Origin of the sequence: Kitasatospora sp. NBC_00458 (assembly GCF_036013975.1) — a bacterium.
Taxonomy (GTDB): Bacteria; Actinomycetota; Actinomycetes; order Streptomycetales; family Streptomycetaceae; genus Kitasatospora.
The window spans coordinates 5010537-5027445 of record NZ_CP107904.1; the positions used below are offsets into that span (position 1 = coordinate 5010537).

Genomic DNA, 16909 nt, shown 5'->3' on the forward strand with positions numbered 1-16909 from the left:
GTCCGTCGGAGGGAAAGTCCGACGACGATTCGTCAGTAGGTAACCCTGTCGTTACGTCCAGGGTCCTGACAGCTACGCGCGTTGACTCTAGGCTGCACTCGCGCAACGACACTCAGCGCCCGCCCGGACCCGTCCACAGCAGGGCGCTCTCTCTCAGCTGCAGGGGACCCCTACATGCTCTCCGTCAGATCCCGACGCGCGGCGCTGGCCGTCGTCGCCGCCGCCGGCCTGGTCGGCACGGTGGCCGTGCCCACCGCGGCCCAGGCCGCGGACGCCAAGCGTCCCAAGACCGTCAACCTCCAGTTGCTGGCCATCAACGACCTGCACGGCAACCTGGAGCCCCCGGCCGGCTCGTCCGGCACCATCCGCGAGGTCGACCCGGCCACCGGCCAGACGGTCAGCACCCCGGCCGGCGGCGTCGAGTACCTGGCCACCGCGCTGCGCCAGGCACGCATACCGGCCGACGACTCGATCACCGTCGCCGCCGGTGACCTGGTCGGCGCGTCCCCGCTGACCTCGGCGCTCTTCCATGACGAGCCCACCATCGAGGCGCTGGACAAGCTCGGCCTGGACGTCACCTCGGTCGGCAACCACGAGTTCGACGAGGGCGCCGCCGAGCTGCGCCGCCTCCAGGACGGCGGCTGCCACCCGGTCGACGGGTGCTACGAGGAGGGGCGCAAGTTCAAGGGCGCCAACTTCAACTACCTGTCGGCCAACGTCCTCGACGAGAGGACCGGCAAGCCGCTGCTGGCCCCGTACTGGGTGACCAAGTCGCAGGGCGTGAAGGTCGGCTTCATCGGCGTCACCCTGGAGGGCACGCCGAACATCGTCACCGCCGAGGGCGTCAAGGGCCTGAAGTTCGGCAACGAGGTCGCCACGATCAACAAGTACGCCGCCGAGCTGAAGGCCAAGGGCGTCAACTCGATCGTCGCGCTGATCCACGAGGGCGGCCTCCCGGCCAGCAGCACGTACAACTACGACTGCGGCGCGGCGGGCGAGGGCATCTCCGGCCCGATCGTCGACATCGCCAAGAAGATCGACCCGGCGGTCGGCGCCATCGTCACCGGCCACACCCACAACGCGTACGCCTGCACCATCCCCGACCCGCAGGGCGTGCCGCGCTCGGTGACCAGCGCCGCCTCCTTCGGCCGGCTCTACACCGAGATCGACCTGAAGCTCGACAAGACCACCGGCGCGATCGTCCGCCCGTCGGTCAAGGCCGAGAACCACGTCGTGCGCCGCACGGTCGAGAAGGCCCCGGACATGACGGAGCTGATCTCGCACTACTCCAAGCTGGCCGCGCCGATCGCCAACCGCCCGCTCGGCTACATCGCCGCGGACGTCAACGGCCGGGGCAACAACGACCCGGAGAAGCCGCTCGGTGACGTGATCGCCGACGCCCAGCTGGCCGGGCTCGCGCCCGCCGACAAGGGCGGCGCGCAGATCGCCTTCATGAACCCCGGCGGCATCCGCGCCGACCTGGTCTACAAGGCCAGCGGCGCCGAGGGCGACGGCGTGGTGACCTACGGCGAGGCGTTCACCGTCCAGCCGTTCACCAACATGATGCAGGTCAAGACGCTGACCGGGGCCCAGCTGATCCAGCTGCTCCAGCAGCAGGTGAGCGGCTCCAACGAGGCCTCGCCGAAGATCCTGCAGTCCTCGAAGGGCCTCACCTACACCCTGGACATGCGCAACAAGGGTGCCGAGCGGCTCGTCGTCGACTCGGTCCGGCTGAACGGCGCGCCGATCGACCCGGCCGCCAAGTTCCGGGTCGCGGCCAACGAGTTCCTGGCCGGCGGTGGCGACGGCTTCCCGGCCTTCGCGGCCGGCACCGACAAGCTCGTCGGCGCCTCCGACCTGGACGTCTTCGCCGCCTACCTCGGCGCCAACAGCTCGGCCGCCGCGCCGCTGCAGGTGCCGGCGCAGGACCGGATCAAGGTCATCGGCCCGGGCAGCTCCATCGGCTGACCGTGAGCCGGCAGGGGAGGGGCGGGGCGCTGTCGGGGCGCCCCGCCCCTCTCCGTACGTCCGGGCACGTCCGGGGCGTCCTGGCTCAGCCGGCGGTCGGGGCGCCGGGCAGCCGGACGGTGGCCAGCGTGCCCGGGCCGCCGTCCGGCGCCGGGCCGAGCGCCACCTCGCCGCCGGCCTCGCGGACGCTCTGCGCCACGATCGACAGCCCCAGCCCGGAGCCCGGGAGCTGCCGCGAGGACGGCGAGCGCCAGAACCGGTCGAAGACGTACGGCAGTTCGTCCGGCGGGATGCCCGGACCGTGGTCGCGGACGGTCAGCACGCCCTGCTGGAGCCGGACCTCCACGGTCCCGCCCGGCGGGCTGTACTTCACCGCGTTGTCCAGCAGGTTGATCACCGCCCGCTCCAGGGAGGCGGCGTCGGCGTGCACGAACCAGGGCTCGGCGGCCGTCTCGAAGACCAGCCCCGGGCCGCGCAGCCTGGCCCGGGAGACGGCCCGTTCGGCGATCTCGTGCAGGGCGACCACCGCGAGGTTCCGGACCGGCTTGGGGGAGTCGGGGCGGGACAGCTGGAGCAGGTCGCCGATCAGGGCGGTCAGCTCCTGCATCTGGGCCTTCATGTTGCCCAGCAGCTTGGTCTTGGTGGCGGGCGGCAGCGGACGGCCGGTCTCGTCACTGCGGATCAGCAGGTCGACGTTGGTGCGCAGCGAGGTGAGCGGGGTGCGCAGCTCGTGCCCGGCGTCGGCGATCAGACGGGTCTGCCGCTCGCGGGAGTTGGCGAGTGCGGTGCTCATCGAGTTGAACGAGGTGGAGAGCCGGGCGATCTCGTCCTCGCCGTGCACGGGGATGGTGCTGCCGACCTCCTCGGTGCGGGCGATGTGCTCGACGGCGTCGGAGAGCTGGTCGACGGGCTTGAGCGCGGAGCGGGCCACGAGCCGGCCGGCCAGCCCGGCCAGGATGACCCCGCCGAGCGCCACCCCGCCGAGGACGAAGGCGAGTTGGCGGAGGGAGTCCTCGATTGCCTTGGTCGGCGTCGCCACCATCACCAGTGCGGGAGGAAGGGCCGGGTTGACTCGGTCCCAGGAGACCCGGACCTTGGCAGGCTCGCCATTGGTGTAGTGCCCGTCACGGATGACGAACTGGTTCGGCTTGAGTTCCAAGATCTTCATGTCGTCCGGTTCCAGGACGATCGCCTTGGTGGCTATGGGCGGCAGGCAGAAAAGGGTGGCTGGGCCGGGGATGACGTACTGGGTGTCCCTGGCAGCCGGCCCGCCGGCTGTCGGTTGTCGACCTTCGCTCTGTACCTTCCTCAGTGCGGCTTGCGGGGTACTGGCGCAGTCGCCGAACTCGGCAGGAGGCCCGCCTCCCCTGACGGTCTCCAGGTCGCTGTTGACCACGCCGTACATCCGCTCCTCCACGATGAACCAGCAGGCCAGGGCGGAGGCGGCGATGGCCACCGCGACGGCCGCCGCCGTCAGGAAGGTGAGGCGGCTGCGCAGTGAGCGGGCGCGGTACCAGGTGACGAAGCGGCGGCGCGGCCGGTGCGGGACGCGGGGCGGTGCTAGCGGGGGCGGCGGGATCGCGGGGGTCACGTGAGGGTGCCGGTGGCCGGGCGGAGTGCGTAGCCGACCCCGCGGACGGTCTGGATGAGCCGGGGCAGGCCGCCCTGCTCGGTCTTGCGGCGCAGGTACATCACGTACACGTCCAGCGAGTTGGAGGAGGGCTCGAAGTCGAAGCCCCAGACCGCCTTGAGGATCTGTTCGCGGGTGAGCACCTGCCGGGGGTGGGAGAGGAACATCTCCAGCAGCATGAACTCGGTGCGGGTCAGTTCGACGGCGCGGCCGGCCCGGGTGACCTCGCGGGTGGCGGTGTTCATCCGCAGGTCGGCGAAGGCGAGGACGTCGCCCTCCTCCTCGACGGCGGCGGCCCGGGCGGCGGCCTCGGTGGCGAGGGCGTTGCGGCGGAGCAGGGCGCGGACCCGGGCGAGCAGTTCGTCGAGTTCGAAGGGCTTGGCGAGGTAGTCGTCGGCGCCGACGTCGAGGCCGGTGACCCGGTCGCCGACGGCGTCCCGGGCGGTGAGCATCAGCACCGGGACGGTGTCGCCGCGGGAGCGCATCCGGCGGACGGCGGTGAGGCCGTCCATCCGGGGCATCATGATGTCGAGCAGGACGAGGTCAGGGCGGTCGCGTTCGACGGATTCCAGCGCCTCGTAGCCGTCGGTTGCGGTGGTGACCTCGTAGCCCTCGAAGGCGAGGCTGCTCTCCAGGGCGTCCCGGAGGGCGGGTTCGTCGTCGACCACGAGGAGCCGGGCGGTGGGCTGCTGCCCGGGCTCGGCGTGGGTGCGGTCGTCAACGGACGGGGTCATGGGCGGTTGCCCTTTCTGTGGGCCTCGTGGGCGGGGGCGGGAGGGCCTGCTCGGGTCAATTGTCGGACGTCGTCAGACGTTCTGGCCGGACTGCAGCTTCGGCAGCACCTGCTTGATGTCGTCGATGGGGATGGCGAAGCCCAGGCCGACGCTGCCGGCGCTGCTGCCGGCGGCCGTGGCGCCGGCGCCGGTGGGCGAGTACATGGCCGAGTTGATGCCGATGACCTGCCCGTTCGCGTTGATCAGCGGGCCGCCGGAGTTGCCGGGGTTGAGTGCGGCGTCGGTCTGGAAGGCCTGGTAGGTGGTGGTGTCGCCGCCGGTGGGCTGGGTGGTGCCGCGCAGGCCGGGCAGGTTGGGGAAGCCGAAGCCGCCGTTGCCGCTGGTGGTGCCCTCGTCGAGCTGGACGGTGACCTCGCGGTGCTGGGCGCTGATGATGCCGGAGGTGACGGTGCCGGTGAGGCCCTCGGGGTTGCCGATGGCGACGACCGGGTCGCCGACCGAGACGGCGGAGGAGTCGCCGAGGGCGGCGGGGGTGAGCTTCTTGGCGCCGCTCGCGGTGATCACGGCGGCGTCCAGGCTCTTGTCGGTGCCGGTGAGGGTGGCGCGGGCGGTGGAGCCGTCGTGGAAGGTGACGGTGATCTGTCCGCCGGAGGCCGCGCCGGAGACGACGTGGTAGTTGGTGAGGATCTGCCCGTCCGCGGTGAGCACGACGCCGGTGCCGGTGGCGGTGCCGTTGGGGGTCTGGACGGCGATCTGGACGACGCTGGGCGAGACGGCCGCGGCGATGGCGGCGACGTCGGCGCTGCCGTCGGAGCGGGCGGCGACCGGGCTGGCGACGGTGCCGGTGCGGTTGGCCGAGCCGTGTTCCTGGGCGGCGACGACGCCGCCGGTGACTCCGCCGAGCACGGCGGCCACCGCGGCGACGGCGGTGACCAGGGCGAGCCGGCCGCGCAGGAGTCCGCGCCGGGCGCGGCCGCCGTGGGAGGCCGGGCCGCCGACCCCGTCGGGCCCGTACGGCGTCGGCGGCACCGGGGGGACCGGCGGGGCGGCGGGCGGCGGAGGGGGCGGGGTGCCGACCGACGGGGTGCCGGCCGCCGGGTACCCGGGGTCCTGGTGGGTGGTGCTGCCGAGCACGGTGCCCGGGATGACCTGCGGGTCCCCGTGGCCGTACGGGGCGCCGTGGGCGTACGGGTCCTGGTGGCCCCGGGGGTCCGGGGAGCCGTGGGAGCCGGTGTACGGGTCGTGGTCCTGCGTGCCGCGGTGGTGCTGCTCGTGATCGCTCATGCGGACCAACGTCCGCCCGCCGGATGAGAATCCGGTGAGAGTGCGCTCAGAACGCCCCGAGAAGCCCGTTGACTTCTCATAAAGCCTGGTCAGGCTAGGCCGCGGGGCCGGCCGGCGAGCAGCCGCAGGAACGCCGGATGACCAGGCGCGACGGGAACTTGCGGACCCGCTCGGTGTCCGAGCCGGGCACCATCAGCGAGTCGTCGAGCACCAGGTCGACCGCGGCCCGGGCCATCGCGTCCCGGTCGGAGGCGACGGTGGTCAGCGGCGGGTCGGCGAGCGCGGCCTCCGGCACGTCGTCGAAGCCGGCCACCGCGAGGTCCTCGGGTACCCGGAGGCCGAGCTCGCGGGCGGCCCGCAGCACGCCGATCGCCTGGTCGTCGGTGGAGCAGAAGATCGCCGGCGGGCGGTCGGGGGAGCCGAGCACGCCGAGCGCGACGTCGTAGGCGCCGTACCGGTGGAAGGGTGCGTCGATCAGGTGCGGTTCGGTGGGCAGGCCGTGCGCGTCCATGGCGCGCTGCCAGCCCTCGACGTGGTCGATGACCGGGTCGCCGGGGGCGGGGGACTCCACGGGGCCGCCGAAGCAGGCCACGTACGGGTGACCGTGCTCTTCCAGCAGGTGGCGGACGACCGTCTCGGCGCCGCCCACGTCGTCGGTGACCACCGCGACGTCGTCGATGGCCTCGGGCCGGCGGTGCAGCAGCACGACCTTGGCCCCCTCCATCGCGGCGAACTCCTCGGCGGCCCGTTGGGAGGGGCCCTGGCTCACCAGGATGAGGCCGGAGACCCGCATGCCGAGGAAGGCCCGGACGTAGTGGACCTCGCGGTCGTCGACGTAGTCGGAGTTGCCGATCAGCACGAGCTTGCCGCGCTCGGAGGCGGCGCGTTCGACGGCGTGCGCCATCTCGGCGAAGAACGGCTGGCGGGCGTCCGGGACGACCATGCCGATCAGGTTGGTGCGGCGGGAGGCCATCGCCTGGGCGACGCTGTTCGGCCGGTAGCCGAGCTGCTCGATCGCCGCGAGGACCTTCTCCCGGGTGGCGGGCGCGACCGGGCGCGGCCCGTTGTTGATGACGTAGCTGACGACCGCGGTCGAGGTACCAGCCAGTCGGGCTACATCGTCGCGCGTCACTTTGGCCACGGGGGGAGTCTACGCGTGTGGCGTGCGGCGGGGCAGTGGGGACCGCGGCCGTCGTGCGGCGCCCGCCGGACAGCACGGGGCGAATCCGGACAGGCCGGGCGGGTGCTCCCGCCCGGCCGGCGGGTCAGGCCTCCAGCGGTGCCGGGGAGCGCAGCGAGGCGGTCTCCGCCCGCTCGCCCTTGTCCGGCTTCTCGGGGACGACGAAGCGGTAGCCGACGTTGCGCACGGTGCCGATCAGCCCCTCGTGCTCGACCCCGAGCTTGGCGCGCAGCCGCCGGACGTGCACGTCGACCGTCCGGGTGCCGCCGAAGTAGTCGTAGCCCCAGACCTCCTGCAGCAGCTGCGCCCGGGTGAAGACCCGGCCGGGGTGCTGGGCGAGGTACTTGATCAGCTCGAACTCCTTGAAGGTGAGGTCGAGCACCCGGCCCTTGAGCTTGGCGGAGTAGGTGGCCTCGTCGACCGAGAGGTCGCCGCTGCGGATCTCCATCGGGCTGTCGTCGGTGACCACGTGGAGCCGTCCCATGGCCAGCCGCAGCCGGGCCTCGACCTCGGCGGGGCCGGCGGTGTCGAGCAGGACGTCGTCGATGCCCCATTCGGCGGTGACCGCCGCCAGGCCGCCCTCGGTGACCACCAGGATCAGCGGGCAGCCGATGCCGGTGGAGCGGAGCAGTTGGCAGAGGCTGCGGATCTGCGGCAGGTCACGCCGGCCGTCGACCAGGATGACGTCGGCACTGGGGGTGTCGACCAGGGCGGACCCTTCGGCGGGGGCCACCCGGACGTTGTGCAGCAGCAGGCCGAGGGCGGGCAGTACTTCCGCGGAGGGCTGCAGTGCGTTGGTGAGGAGGAGCAGAGAACTCATACCCGGTAGTCCCCTTTCCGGGTCGTCGCGGTCGCGTTACGGCTGCCGCCACAGCCGGATGGCGCACGTGCTGAGGTGGGGGAGGGGGCGGACACCCGGGGGGATCCGGAGGACTCGCTGGTGCGCACGGCGGAACCGGGCGCGCGCCGGGGGTCCCGCAACCCGCGACGCACCGATCCTGCTCTGCTCATCCGCGAACCTTCCGGTCCTGTCCCGTCCCGGGCGGCGGCCCGGAGCCGGGGTTCCGACACCCCGGCCTGTCCCCGGCACGTCGTTGTGCCGTTCGTGGCGGGGCGGTTCCTGCGGCACGCCGGGGGTGGGCCGACGATTCGCACGAACGTCCGTACTGGCGTCCTGAAAGCACAAAAGGATCCGGGGGCGACTCTGCCCGGATCCCTCTCAGGGGTCGAGGATAGCCGACCGCTCCCCGGCCCGGGAGGGCTCGAATCCGGCGGTTCGGCCTTTTCGGGCGTGCGCCGGGTGAGCCTGATCACGGCTTCGCGGGGCCGGTGGAGGGCGCCGGGCCAGGGCGGTTGCCGGTCGCGCGGGCGAACAGGCCATCATGGGACGCACATCGGCGGCACCTGTGCGCGTACACCGTTCGGGTGGGGGTGCGGGCGCTCCGGTGGTGGACCCGGCCGGGTTACCGGGCCCGGGCGAGGACGACGAGAAGGGGTTGCCATGGGCGCGACCACCGGGCACGACCCGGCCGGCGCCACCCGGGTGGGCGGGACGATCCGCTACTGGGCGGCGGCGAAGTCGGAGGCCGGGCTGGCCGAGGAGCCGTACCGGGCGGCGACCCTGGCCGAGGCGCTGGCGGCGGTCCGGGAGCGGCACGCGGACCGGCCGAAGCTCGTCGGGCTGCTCGGGCACTGCTCCTACCTGGTGGACGGTTCGCCGGTGGGCGGCCGTGACCACGCGGCCGTGGCCCTCACCGAGGGCGGCACGGTCGAGGTGCTCCCCCCGTTCGCGGGCGGGTGAGCGGCGTGACGGAGAGGAACGACCCCGCCCCGGACGGCCGGCCGCAGCAGCCCTACCCGTACGAGCAGCCCCAGCAGCCGTACCCGTACGAGCAGGCGCAGCCGCCGTTGCACCCGCAGGCGCACCAGGCGCAGCAGCAGTCCCCCTACCCGTACGCCCCGCAGGAGGCGTACGCGCCGGATCCGTATGCGCAGCAGGGGCTCGCGGCGCAGCCGTACGCCCCTGAGGCGGGGCACGCGCCCTACGGCGGACGTCCCGGGCAGCAGCCAGCCGCGGCGCCGTACGGGCAGCAGTCCCCCGCGCCCCAGCCGTACGGCCGGCAGTCCCAGGGCGGTCCGGTCCAGGGCGGTCCGGTCCAGGGCGGGCAGAGCCCGTACGGACAACCCCAGCAGCAGCCTCAGCAGCAGCAGCCGCAGCCCCAGCCGTACGGCGCCGGCCCGTACGCCGGGCATGCCGTGGACGATGCCGCGACCGCGCTGCTCCCGCCGGTTCCGGCGAGTGACGACGCGGCGGCGACCGCGCTGCTGCCACCCGTCACCGTGGCGGGGGCGATGCCGCAGGCCCAGCGCCAGGACCGGGCCGAGGACCTGGCCCAGGCGCAGGCCCATGACCTGGCCCAGGCCCAGGCGCAGGCCCAGGCCTTCGACCCGCCGACCATGACGCTGAAGCGTCCGCCGCTTCCCGCCCCGACCGATCCGGCCACGGCCCGCGCCGCCCGGGCCGCGCGCGCCGCCCGGAAGGCCCCGCCCGCCGGGCACGCCCCGCCCGCCGCGTACACCGCGCCGCCGGCCGCGCCCGCCCCGGGGCTGCCCGCGCAGCCGCCGTCGCCCCCCGCGCCCGCGGCACCGGCCGCGCCCTCCGGCGCCGCCCGGACCGGCTCGCCGATCATCGACCCGGGTCTCCAGCCGGCCCTGATCACCGCCGGCGCGGCGGCCCTGCTGGCCGGCGGTGCGGCCCTCGGCCAGTGGGCGCTGGCGCTGGTGGTCGCGCTGCTCCAGGTGCTGACGGCGGCCGGCTGGTTCCGGCTGAACGGCATGTGGCCGGCCCGGCAGGGCATCGCGCTGGCGGCGCTGTCGGGCCTGGTGGCCGACGTGGCGGTGCTGCTCGCCGACGCGGACGGCGGCACGGGGGCGGTGGTCGGCACCCTCGGTGGGTTCTTCCTGCTGGTCCTGGTGCTGCAGACGTTCCGGCCGGCCGATCCCAAGGAGCGCTTCTACGCGCTCACCGTGCTCGGATCGGCCACCGTGGTGACGGTGCTGTGCACCGCGCTGCTGCTGGCGGACTGGGTGCCGGCGGCGGTCGGTGCGGTCGCGCTGGCGACCCTGCTGGCGGCGGCGCCGCTGCCGGGCCCGAAGCCGCTGGGCCCGGTGCTGGGCCTGCTGGCGGCGGTGGGCCTCGGCCTGGCCGTGGGCGCGCCGCCCGCGCTGGGCGTGGCGGCCGGGATCGGCGCGCTGGTCGGGCGCCGGGTGGCCGGGTACGACTTCCCGTCCCGGTTCGTGCACATGACGGCGGGCGTGGCGCTGCCGCTCGCGGTGGCCGCGCCGCTGGTGTGGATCGCCACCGAACTGCTGGCCGGCTGATCCGGCCGGTCCGGCGGCCCGTCCTGCCCGGGGCGGGCCGCCCGACCTGCACGTGCTGGACGACGTCCCGCCCCGGAACCATGCTCCGGGGCGGGACGTCGTACGGTCGTGCGGGAGCGGCCGCTCCGGACCGGCCGGTTCCGGCCCGGGCACGGCGAGCGGTTCCGGCGCCGGACACGGCGACCGGCGACGACGGGGGAGAACGATGCGCGGCTGGGTGAAGGCGACGATCGGCCTGGCGGTGCTCGCGGGAGTGCTGGTGGGGGCCGACCGGGTCGCGGTCGGGGTGGCCGAGGACGAGGCCGCCGACCAGTTGGTGAAGAGCGGCCGGATGAGCCAGCGGCCGGACGTGTCGATCGAGGGCTTCCCCTTCCTCACCCAGGTCGTGTCGATGAAGCTGGACGAGGTGCGGATCTCCGCGGACGGGCTGACCGTCGGCGACGGCAGCCACCAGGTGGCGCTGCACTCGTTCCGGGCGAAGCTTTCGGGCGTCAAGGTGAGCGACAACAAGAGCAGTGCCACCGTGGACGACGGCAGCGGCACCGGGCTGATCTCCTACGCCGACCTCTCCCAGCTGCTGCCGCCGGCCTCCCAGCTGCTGCCGAACGCGACCGGGCTCTCGATGGGCGGCAACACCCGGCTGACCCTCTCGTACGGGGGCCCGGGCAAGATCAAGGCCGCGTTCGGGCCGGTCCCGGTCGGTGAGGGAACGGTGCACAGCCAGGGCAACACGGTGACGGCGGAGGGCTTCCGGCTGACCGGGGTGGCCGCGGTGCTGGCCGGGCTGTCGAGCCGGCCGCTGGAGCCGGTGAGCTTCACCCTCTCCTCGCTGCCGGCGGGGCTGAACCTGTCGGAGGTCACACCGAAGGAGGACGGCCTCCAGCTGTCCTTCGTCGGCAAGGGCGTCAAGCTCATCGGCTGACCACCGGCGCCGGCGCCCGGGTGGCGGCGGTGTCCCGGAGGCCCCGGCTCCGCCGCCCGGCCGGGGCTCCCGCCCGGTTCGCACGCAGCGGCCTCCGTTCCGCTCCGCGAGACGCGCTGTCCAGCGCGGGCCGCGGAGCGGTGTCGTTTCCGCTCCCTGACCGGGGCCGGTAGGGCGTCCGGCCGGTTCCCGACGCCCATGAATCGGTCAAATCCCAGAATATGATCCATCTGGTCTCGGTATTCGATACGCTGATGACAGCAGGCGTCGGGTGTCCCTAGCATCGTCCGCATGAAGCGACAGACGGACCTCACGAAGCGGCGGGCGGTAGACCTGTGCCGCGTGGCCGCCTGTCTGTGTCGAATGCGTTAACTCGGCTCTTTGGCAGGGCAATTGCCGCCCGCCGCCGAATCTCCCGGTGACCTGGACCGGCCTCCCTGGCCGAACGTCGTCGCCGTGCACCGCAGATCACCGCCCGGCCTTACCGCAGATCCTCCTCCGTCCCATCATTCGGACGGAATTTCGGACCGGTCGCCGTCGGGCAACCCCGCAGCACACTCCCCGGTCCCCGGCCGGGACCCCGGAGCAGCACCACCTTCCGCCAACCGCCCTCGGATGGAGAACATCACCATGAGCCGCAGCGACGTCCTGGTCGACGCCGACTGGGTCCAGGCCCACCTGGACGACCCGAAGGTCGTCATCGTCGAGGTCGACGAGGACACCTCCGCCTACGACAAGAACCACATCCGCAACGCGGTCCGGATCGACTGGAAGACCGACCTCCAGGACCCGGTCCGCCGCGACTTCATCGACCAGGCCGGCTTCGAGGCGCTGCTCAGCGCCAAGGGCATCGCCAACGACGACACGGTCGTCCTCTACGGCGGCAACAACAACTGGTTCGCGTCGTACGCCTACTGGTACTTCAAGCTGTACGGCCACGGTGACGTCCGCCTGCTCGACGGCGGCCGCAAGAAGTGGGAGCTGGACTCCCGCGACCTCGTCTCCGAGGTGCCGGCCCGCGCCGCGACCGAGTACTCGGCGCAGGCCGTCGACTCCTCGATCCGCGCCTTCCGCGACGACGTGCTCGCCGCCATCGGCAGCCTCAACCTGGTCGACGTGCGCTCGCCCGACGAGTTCTCCGGCAAGCTGCTCGCCCCGGCCCACCTCCCGCAGGAGCAGTCGCAGCGCCCCGGCCACGTGCCGAGCGCCCGCAACATCCCGTGGGCCAAGAACGCCAACGACGACGGCACCTTCAAGAGCGACGACGAGCTCAAGGCCCTGTACGAGGCCGAGGGCGTCGACCTCGCGAAGGACACGATCGCCTACTGCCGCATCGGCGAGCGCTCCGCGCTCACCTGGTTCGTGCTGCACGAGCTGCTCGGCCAGGAGAACGTGAAGAACTACGACGGCTCGTGGACCGAGTACGGCAGCCTGGTCGGCGTGCCGATCGAGCTCGGCAACTGAGCCACCGGCTCCACCCGTAAGGCTGAAGGGAAGACAAGACATGTGCGGTGCGAAGGCCGGTGGGCCGGACCTGGCAGGAGTTGACGTGGCGAACGAGACGATCATCCAGGGTTCCGTGACCCGCGACGGAGAGCCGGTCAACGGCTACGTGCGGCTGCTCGACGAGGGCGGCGAGTTCACGGCCGAGGTGCCCACCTCGGCGACCGGCCAGTTCCGGTTCTTCGCCCGCCCGGGCAAGTGGACCCTGCGGGCGCTCATCCCGGGCCAGACCGTGGACCGCCAGGTCGTCGCCTCCCAGGGCAACCTGACCGAGGTCGCGATCGCGGTCTGATCCACCCCGGTGGACGGAGCGGTGGTACCGAGGGCCCCTGCCGAGCAGGGGCCCTCGGGCATACCGTGGAGGAGTGCAGGCGCGACGGCGACACCGCTACTACTTCGCCATGATGGGCGTCTGCCTCGGGCTGTTCGTGCTGGCCTGGGGCGTGGTGCGGTTCTGGTCCGTCCCGGCCGCGATCGGCATGTGCGTGGTCGCGATGGTGATCCCGCCCGCCGCCGCGGTCTTCGCCAACAAGCGGGACCCCGAGGACGACTGGTGGAACGACCCGCGCTGGGAGGACCCGAAGTGGGACGACCCCGGCCACGACCGGGACCGCCCCGACCACGAGCGGCCGCAGGGACCTCCGCAGGGCCCTCAGTAGACGAGCGCCTGCACGCCGTCGGCCATGATCTCGCTGACGAACACCTGCGCGCCCGCGATCCGGACGCCTTCGACGGTGTCCTTCTGCTCGATCCCGCGCCGGGCCGCGCACTGGGTGCAGAGGGTGACGCTGCCGGCCGCCAGGACCGACTCCAGCAGGTCCGGCAGCGGCGCCGCGTGCGGCAGCTCGAACTCCGCGGCGCGCCCGGGCAGGGCGAACCAGGACGACTCCCCGGTCAGCCAGAGCGAGACCTCGATCCCGCTGGCGACGGCGACCGCGGCGACCGTGAACGCCTGCGAGCACCGCTCCGGCGCGTCCGCCCCGGCGGTGACCTTGATGACGAGCTTCTTCTGAGACGACATGCCGCCACCCTAGATCCACGACGTGGTGGGGCTCACCGAGAACCGTCGGCACCCGGCGGATAGAGTGAGCGCCAGCAAAATCCACCACACTGTCGCCGCCCTGGGAGCCCCCCGTGTCCGGTCTGGAAATCTTCTTCGACGGTCTGCTGGCCCTCATGGCCGTGCTGATCACCTGGTTCGCCATCTTCGCGGTGATGAAGCTCTACCAGGGCCAGCGCTGACCGCCTGCCGTACGGTTGAAGCAGTCCCGCACCGACGACAGTGACCAGGAACATGATCGAGATCCCTTCTGACCTCCACCGGGACGTCGTCCCGCTGGCCTTCCTCCTCGGCACCTGGGAGGGCGCGGGCGTCTACGCCCCGCTGCCCGGCGAGGAGGCCTCCGGTGCGGAGAAGTGCAACTTCGGCCAGGAGATCGTCATCCGCCACGACGGCCGGCCCTTCCTGGAGTTCCGCTCCCGCACCTGGGTGCTGGACAACGAGGGCGAGAAGGTCCGTCCGCTGGAGAACGAGCACGCCTTCTGGCGCATCACCAGCAACCACCAGGGCACCAGCGGTGTGCGCGGCGTCGAGATCTCCTCGGTCCGCGACGACGGCACCGTGGAGATCTGGTACGGCGAGCTGGCCGACGGCAAGCCGCAGGTCGACGTCTCCACCGACGCGGTGGCCCGGATCGAGGGCTCGCCGGAGTACTCCGGCGGCAAGCGCCTCTACGGCTTCGTCAACGACGAGCTGCTCTGGGTCGGCGAGAAGGCCGCCCCGAACGTGCCGCTGCGGCCGTACATGTCGGCGCAGCTGAAGAAGGTGCTCAGCCCGGCCCAGCTGATCAAGGACATCAACGACCTGCCGGACGACGGCATCGCGTTCTTCCGCTGAGCCCGGACGCTCCGCCGAGCCCGGCCGCTCCGCCGAGCCCGGCCGCTCCGCGCCGAGCACACCGCGCCTGAGGTAGGGACCGGCCCCGCGGCCGGTCCCTACACTTGCCTCAGGAACCCCGACATCGGCAGGGACAGGACCCGTGGCGGACACCGGCACCACCGACTGGCAGCTCTCCGGCGACTGGAAGACCGGCCTGCGTGAACGCGGCTACCGGCTCACCCCCCAGCGCCAGCTCGTGCTGGAGGCGGTCGACACCCTCGACCACGCCACCCCCGACGAGATCCTCGGCCACGTCCGGCGGACCGCCAGCGGCGTCAACATCTCCACCGTCTACCGGACCCTGGAGCTGCTGGAGGAGCTGGGGCTGGTCTCGCACGCCCACCTCGGCCACGGCGCCCCGACCTACCACCTGGTCGGCCGCCACCACCACCTGCACCTGGTCTGCCGGGACTGCGAGCAGGTCACCGAGACCGGTACCGAGATCGCCCGGCCGCTGATCGACGGCCTGCGCGCGCAGCACGGCTTCGACACCGACCTGGAGCACTTCGCCATCTTCGGCCGCTGCGCCGACTGCACCGCCAAGCGCTCCGCGGGGCAGTCGTAAGCTTTCCGGTATGAAGAGCCCGCTGCTTGCGCTGCCCGGTGCCGTCCCCGCCGAGGGAACCGACGAGGGGGTGGCCGCCCACTACGGCGACCTCTTCCGCGAGCAGCGCAGCCTCGCGCAGGGCACCGGCTTCGTGGACCTCTCGCACCGCGGCGTGGTCACCGTGACCGGCGACGACCGGCTCGCCTGGCTGCACCTGCTGCTCACCCAGCACGTCAGCGCGCTGCCGCCGCAGCAGGCCACCGAGGCGCTGGTGCTCTCCCCGAACGGGCACGTCGAGCACGTCCTCTACCTGGTCGACGACGGCACCACCACCTGGGCGCACGTCGAGCCCGGCACCCAGCAGGCGCTGATCGGTTACCTGGAGAGCATGAAGTTCTTCTACCGGGTCGAGGTGGCCGACGCGACCGCCGACTACGCGGTGGTCCACCTGCCGGCCGGCTCCACCGCCCCCGTCGACGGCGCGGCGGCCGTCCGCGAGCTGTCGTACGGGCGGGACCTCTTCCTGCCGCGGGCCGAGCTGGCGGCGCTGACCGCGGGGTACGGGCCGGCGTCCGGGATCTGGGCGTACGAGGCGCTGCGGATCGAGGGCCACCGGCCGCGGCTCGGCTTCGAGACCGACCACCGGACCATCCCGCACGAGGTGGACTGGCTGACCACCGCCGTCCACCTGCAGAAGGGCTGCTACCGCGGGCAGGAGACGGTCGCCCGGGTGCACAACCTCGGCCGCCCGCCGCGCCGGCTGGTCTTCCTGCACCTGGACGGCACCGAGGAGGTGCTGCCCCCGCACGGGACGGAGGTGCGGCTCGCCTCGGACCCGAAGGGGCGGTCGCTCGGCTTCGTCACCTCGTCGGCGCGCCACCACGAGCTGGGGCCGATCGCGCTGGCGATCGTGAAGCGGAACGTGCCGGTGGACGCGGTGCTGCTCGCCGGCCGGGTGCCGGGGACGCAGGACGTGATCGTCCCCCAGTAGGGCGGCGCGCGGGCCACCGCGGGCCGGGGCTGCCCCGGCCCGCCGCGGACCCGGTGTCCGCACCGGGTCCGGGTCCGGGTCGCTCAGACCTCGACCAGGACGGTGAACGGCCCGTCGTTGACCAGCGCGACCTGCATGTCCGCGCCGAACCGGCCGGTCTCCACCTTGGCGCCGAGCGCGCGCAGTTGCGCGACGACCTCGTCCACCAGCGGCTCGGCGACCGGGCCGGGGGCGGCGGCGTTCCAGGTGGGGCGGCGGCCCTTGCGGGCGTCGCCGTAGAGCGTGAACTGGCTGATCACGAGCAGCGGTGCGCCGATGTCGGAGCAGGACCGCTCCACGCCGTCCTCGCCGGGCGGCAGCAGCCGCAGGGTCCAGAGCTTGCGGGCCAGTTGGGCCGCCTTGGCGGGGGTGTCGTCGTGGGTGACGCCGACCAGGACGCAGAGCCCCGGCCCCTCGATCGCGCCGACGCTCTCGCCGGCCACCGTCACCCGGGCCTCGGCCACTCGCTGTACCACTGCTCGCATGCGGCCATTGTGCCGGAGGCGGCGGGGGCGCCGGCGCGCCCCCAGGGGCGCCCGATGCTCTGTCGCGCGCCGGGTAGCGTGCGCCTGCGCACCGGTTGGCGCCGCTCTCCCTGCGGAAAGCTTCGGTCATATCAGCCACCCCTCTTCGCCAGGGGGCCGTTCGGGTGCACGGGCGGTGCGGCGGCGGCGGGCGGGGTGGCACGCTGGGGGACCGTACAAGGGGTCCGGGGCGCCAAGGTCCGCCGCGCCGGGCCCGGTTCGGCCGCAAGGCCGGGCCGGTGGGTCAGGTGTTCCGGCAGCGTGCCG

Annotated in this window: 18 protein-coding genes; 11 read left to right on the forward strand and 7 right to left on the reverse strand. The window is 73.2% G+C overall.

Features of this window, described 5'->3' with window-relative positions:
- Window positions 1–174: 174 nt before the first annotated feature.
- Window positions 175–1968 (forward strand): bifunctional metallophosphatase/5'-nucleotidase, encoded by a 1794-nt coding sequence (locus tag OG550_RS20850; RefSeq protein ID WP_327679728.1) that lies wholly within the window; start codon window positions 175–177, stop codon window positions 1966–1968.
- An 85-nt stretch (window positions 1969–2053) separates the two neighbouring features.
- On the opposite strand, the gene OG550_RS20855 is transcribed toward OG550_RS20850, so the two are convergent.
- The 5 genes from OG550_RS20855 to OG550_RS20875 all read right to left on the reverse strand — a co-directional run bounded on the left by OG550_RS20855 (window position 2054) and on the right by OG550_RS20875 (window position 7616).
- Complete coding sequence (locus OG550_RS20855; RefSeq protein WP_327679730.1) at window positions 2054–3559, reverse strand: sensor histidine kinase; 1506 nt, start codon at window positions 3557–3559, stop codon at window positions 2054–2056.
- A complete protein-coding gene (locus tag OG550_RS20860; RefSeq protein ID WP_327679732.1) occupies window positions 3556–4332 on the reverse strand; it encodes a response regulator transcription factor in 777 nt (258 codons plus the stop codon). Before OG550_RS20860 ends, OG550_RS20855 begins: the two co-directional genes overlap by 4 nt.
- Before the next feature lie 72 nt (window positions 4333–4404).
- Window positions 4405–5616 carry a S1C family serine protease gene (locus OG550_RS20865; RefSeq protein WP_327679734.1) on the reverse strand — a complete coding sequence of 404 codons (1212 nt, stop codon included), beginning with the start codon at window positions 5614–5616 and terminating at the stop codon, window positions 4405–4407.
- A gap of 94 nt (window positions 5617–5710) precedes the next feature.
- A complete protein-coding gene (locus OG550_RS20870) occupies window positions 5711–6757 on the reverse strand; it encodes a LacI family DNA-binding transcriptional regulator (RefSeq protein ID WP_327679736.1) in 1047 nt (348 codons plus the stop codon).
- 124 nt (window positions 6758–6881) lie between these two features.
- Complete coding sequence (locus OG550_RS20875; protein WP_327679738.1) at window positions 6882–7616, reverse strand: response regulator transcription factor; 735 nt, start codon at window positions 7614–7616, stop codon at window positions 6882–6884.
- Window positions 7617–8297: 681 nt separating this feature from the next.
- Here OG550_RS20875 and OG550_RS20880 point away from each other — a divergent pair.
- The 7 genes from OG550_RS20880 (at window position 8298) to OG550_RS20905 (ending at window position 13261) form a co-directional block, all read left to right on the forward strand.
- Window positions 8298–8597: a MoaD/ThiS family protein gene (locus tag OG550_RS20880; RefSeq protein ID WP_327679740.1), complete on the forward strand. Its 300-nt coding sequence runs from the start codon at window positions 8298–8300 to the stop codon at window positions 8595–8597.
- 5 nt (window positions 8598–8602) lie between these two features.
- On the forward strand, window positions 8603–10177 hold the full coding sequence (locus tag OG550_RS20885) for a hypothetical protein (protein WP_327679742.1): 1575 nt from the start codon (window positions 8603–8605) through the stop codon (window positions 10175–10177).
- 205 nt (window positions 10178–10382) lie between these two features.
- The gene (locus OG550_RS20890) at window positions 10383–11099 is read left to right on the forward strand and encodes an LmeA family phospholipid-binding protein (protein WP_327679744.1); all 717 of its coding nucleotides are present in this window, start codon (window positions 10383–10385) and stop codon (window positions 11097–11099) included.
- A gap of 291 nt (window positions 11100–11390) precedes the next feature.
- Window positions 11391–11471, forward strand: a complete 81-nt coding sequence (locus OG550_RS32800) for an Ms5788A family Cys-rich leader peptide (RefSeq protein WP_350517234.1) — start codon at window positions 11391–11393, stop codon at window positions 11469–11471.
- Window positions 11472–11729: 258 nt separating this feature from the next.
- Window positions 11730–12563, forward strand: a complete 834-nt coding sequence (locus OG550_RS20895; protein ID WP_327679746.1) for a sulfurtransferase — start codon at window positions 11730–11732, stop codon at window positions 12561–12563.
- Window positions 12564–12603: 40 nt separating this feature from the next.
- Complete coding sequence (locus tag OG550_RS20900) at window positions 12604–12894, forward strand: DUF1416 domain-containing protein (RefSeq protein ID WP_030397542.1); 291 nt, start codon at window positions 12604–12606, stop codon at window positions 12892–12894.
- 73 nt (window positions 12895–12967) lie between these two features.
- Window positions 12968–13261 (forward strand): DUF3099 domain-containing protein, encoded by a 294-nt coding sequence (locus OG550_RS20905; RefSeq protein ID WP_327679748.1) that lies wholly within the window; start codon window positions 12968–12970, stop codon window positions 13259–13261.
- Here OG550_RS20905 and OG550_RS20910 read toward each other — a convergent pair.
- The gene (locus OG550_RS20910) at window positions 13255–13623 is read right to left on the reverse strand and encodes a DsrE family protein (protein ID WP_327679750.1); all 369 of its coding nucleotides are present in this window, start codon (window positions 13621–13623) and stop codon (window positions 13255–13257) included. The genes OG550_RS20905 and OG550_RS20910 overlap by 7 nt on opposite strands.
- A 273-nt stretch (window positions 13624–13896) precedes the next feature.
- Here OG550_RS20910 and OG550_RS20915 point away from each other — a divergent pair, with 273 nt between their 5' ends.
- The 3 genes from OG550_RS20915 to ygfZ all read left to right on the forward strand — a co-directional run bounded on the left by OG550_RS20915 (window position 13897) and on the right by ygfZ (window position 16079).
- Complete coding sequence (locus tag OG550_RS20915; protein ID WP_327679751.1) at window positions 13897–14499, forward strand: FABP family protein; 603 nt, start codon at window positions 13897–13899, stop codon at window positions 14497–14499.
- Between the two features lie 142 nt (window positions 14500–14641).
- Window positions 14642–15106 carry a Fur family transcriptional regulator gene (locus tag OG550_RS20920; protein ID WP_327679753.1) on the forward strand — a complete coding sequence of 155 codons (465 nt, stop codon included), beginning with the start codon at window positions 14642–14644 and terminating at the stop codon, window positions 15104–15106.
- Window positions 15107–15116: 10 nt separating this feature from the next.
- Entirely contained in the window at window positions 15117–16079 is a 963-nt protein-coding gene (gene ygfZ / locus OG550_RS20925; RefSeq protein ID WP_327679755.1) for a CAF17-like 4Fe-4S cluster assembly/insertion protein YgfZ, read from the forward strand.
- 83 nt (window positions 16080–16162) lie between these two features.
- Here ygfZ and dtd read toward each other — a convergent pair whose 3' ends face one another.
- Window positions 16163–16603 carry a D-aminoacyl-tRNA deacylase gene (gene dtd, locus OG550_RS20930; RefSeq protein WP_327679757.1) on the reverse strand — a complete coding sequence of 147 codons (441 nt, stop codon included), beginning with the start codon at window positions 16601–16603 and terminating at the stop codon, window positions 16163–16165.
- Between the last annotated feature and the right edge of the window lie 306 nt (window positions 16604–16909).

Bases quoted from the DNA above. Each gene is read 5' to 3' on its own strand.
- OG550_RS20850 (WP_327679728.1), top strand. From the start codon at position 175: ATGCTCTCCGTCAGATCCCGACGCGCGGCGCTGGCCGTCGTCGCCGCC.
- OG550_RS20860 (WP_327679732.1), bottom strand. From the start codon at position 4,332: ATGACCCCGTCCGTTGACGACCGCACCCACGCCGAGCCCGGGCAGCAG.
- OG550_RS20865 (WP_327679734.1), bottom strand. From the start codon at position 5,616: ATGAGCGATCACGAGCAGCACCACCGCGGCACGCAGGACCACGACCCG.
- OG550_RS20875 (WP_327679738.1), bottom strand. From the start codon at position 7,616: ATGAGTTCTCTGCTCCTCCTCACCAACGCACTGCAGCCCTCCGCGGAA.
- OG550_RS20880 (WP_327679740.1), top strand. From the start codon at position 8,298: ATGGGCGCGACCACCGGGCACGACCCGGCCGGCGCCACCCGGGTGGGC.
- OG550_RS20890 (WP_327679744.1), top strand. From the start codon at position 10,383: ATGCGCGGCTGGGTGAAGGCGACGATCGGCCTGGCGGTGCTCGCGGGA.
- OG550_RS32800 (WP_350517234.1), top strand. From the start codon at position 11,391: ATGAAGCGACAGACGGACCTCACGAAGCGGCGGGCGGTAGACCTGTGC.
- OG550_RS20895 (WP_327679746.1), top strand. From the start codon at position 11,730: ATGAGCCGCAGCGACGTCCTGGTCGACGCCGACTGGGTCCAGGCCCAC.
- OG550_RS20900 (WP_030397542.1), top strand. From the start codon at position 12,604: ATGTGCGGTGCGAAGGCCGGTGGGCCGGACCTGGCAGGAGTTGACGTG.
- OG550_RS20910 (WP_327679750.1), bottom strand. From the start codon at position 13,623: ATGTCGTCTCAGAAGAAGCTCGTCATCAAGGTCACCGCCGGGGCGGAC.
- OG550_RS20915 (WP_327679751.1), top strand. From the start codon at position 13,897: ATGATCGAGATCCCTTCTGACCTCCACCGGGACGTCGTCCCGCTGGCC.
- ygfZ (WP_327679755.1), top strand. From the start codon at position 15,117: ATGAAGAGCCCGCTGCTTGCGCTGCCCGGTGCCGTCCCCGCCGAGGGA.
- dtd (WP_327679757.1), bottom strand. From the start codon at position 16,603: ATGCGAGCAGTGGTACAGCGAGTGGCCGAGGCCCGGGTGACGGTGGCC.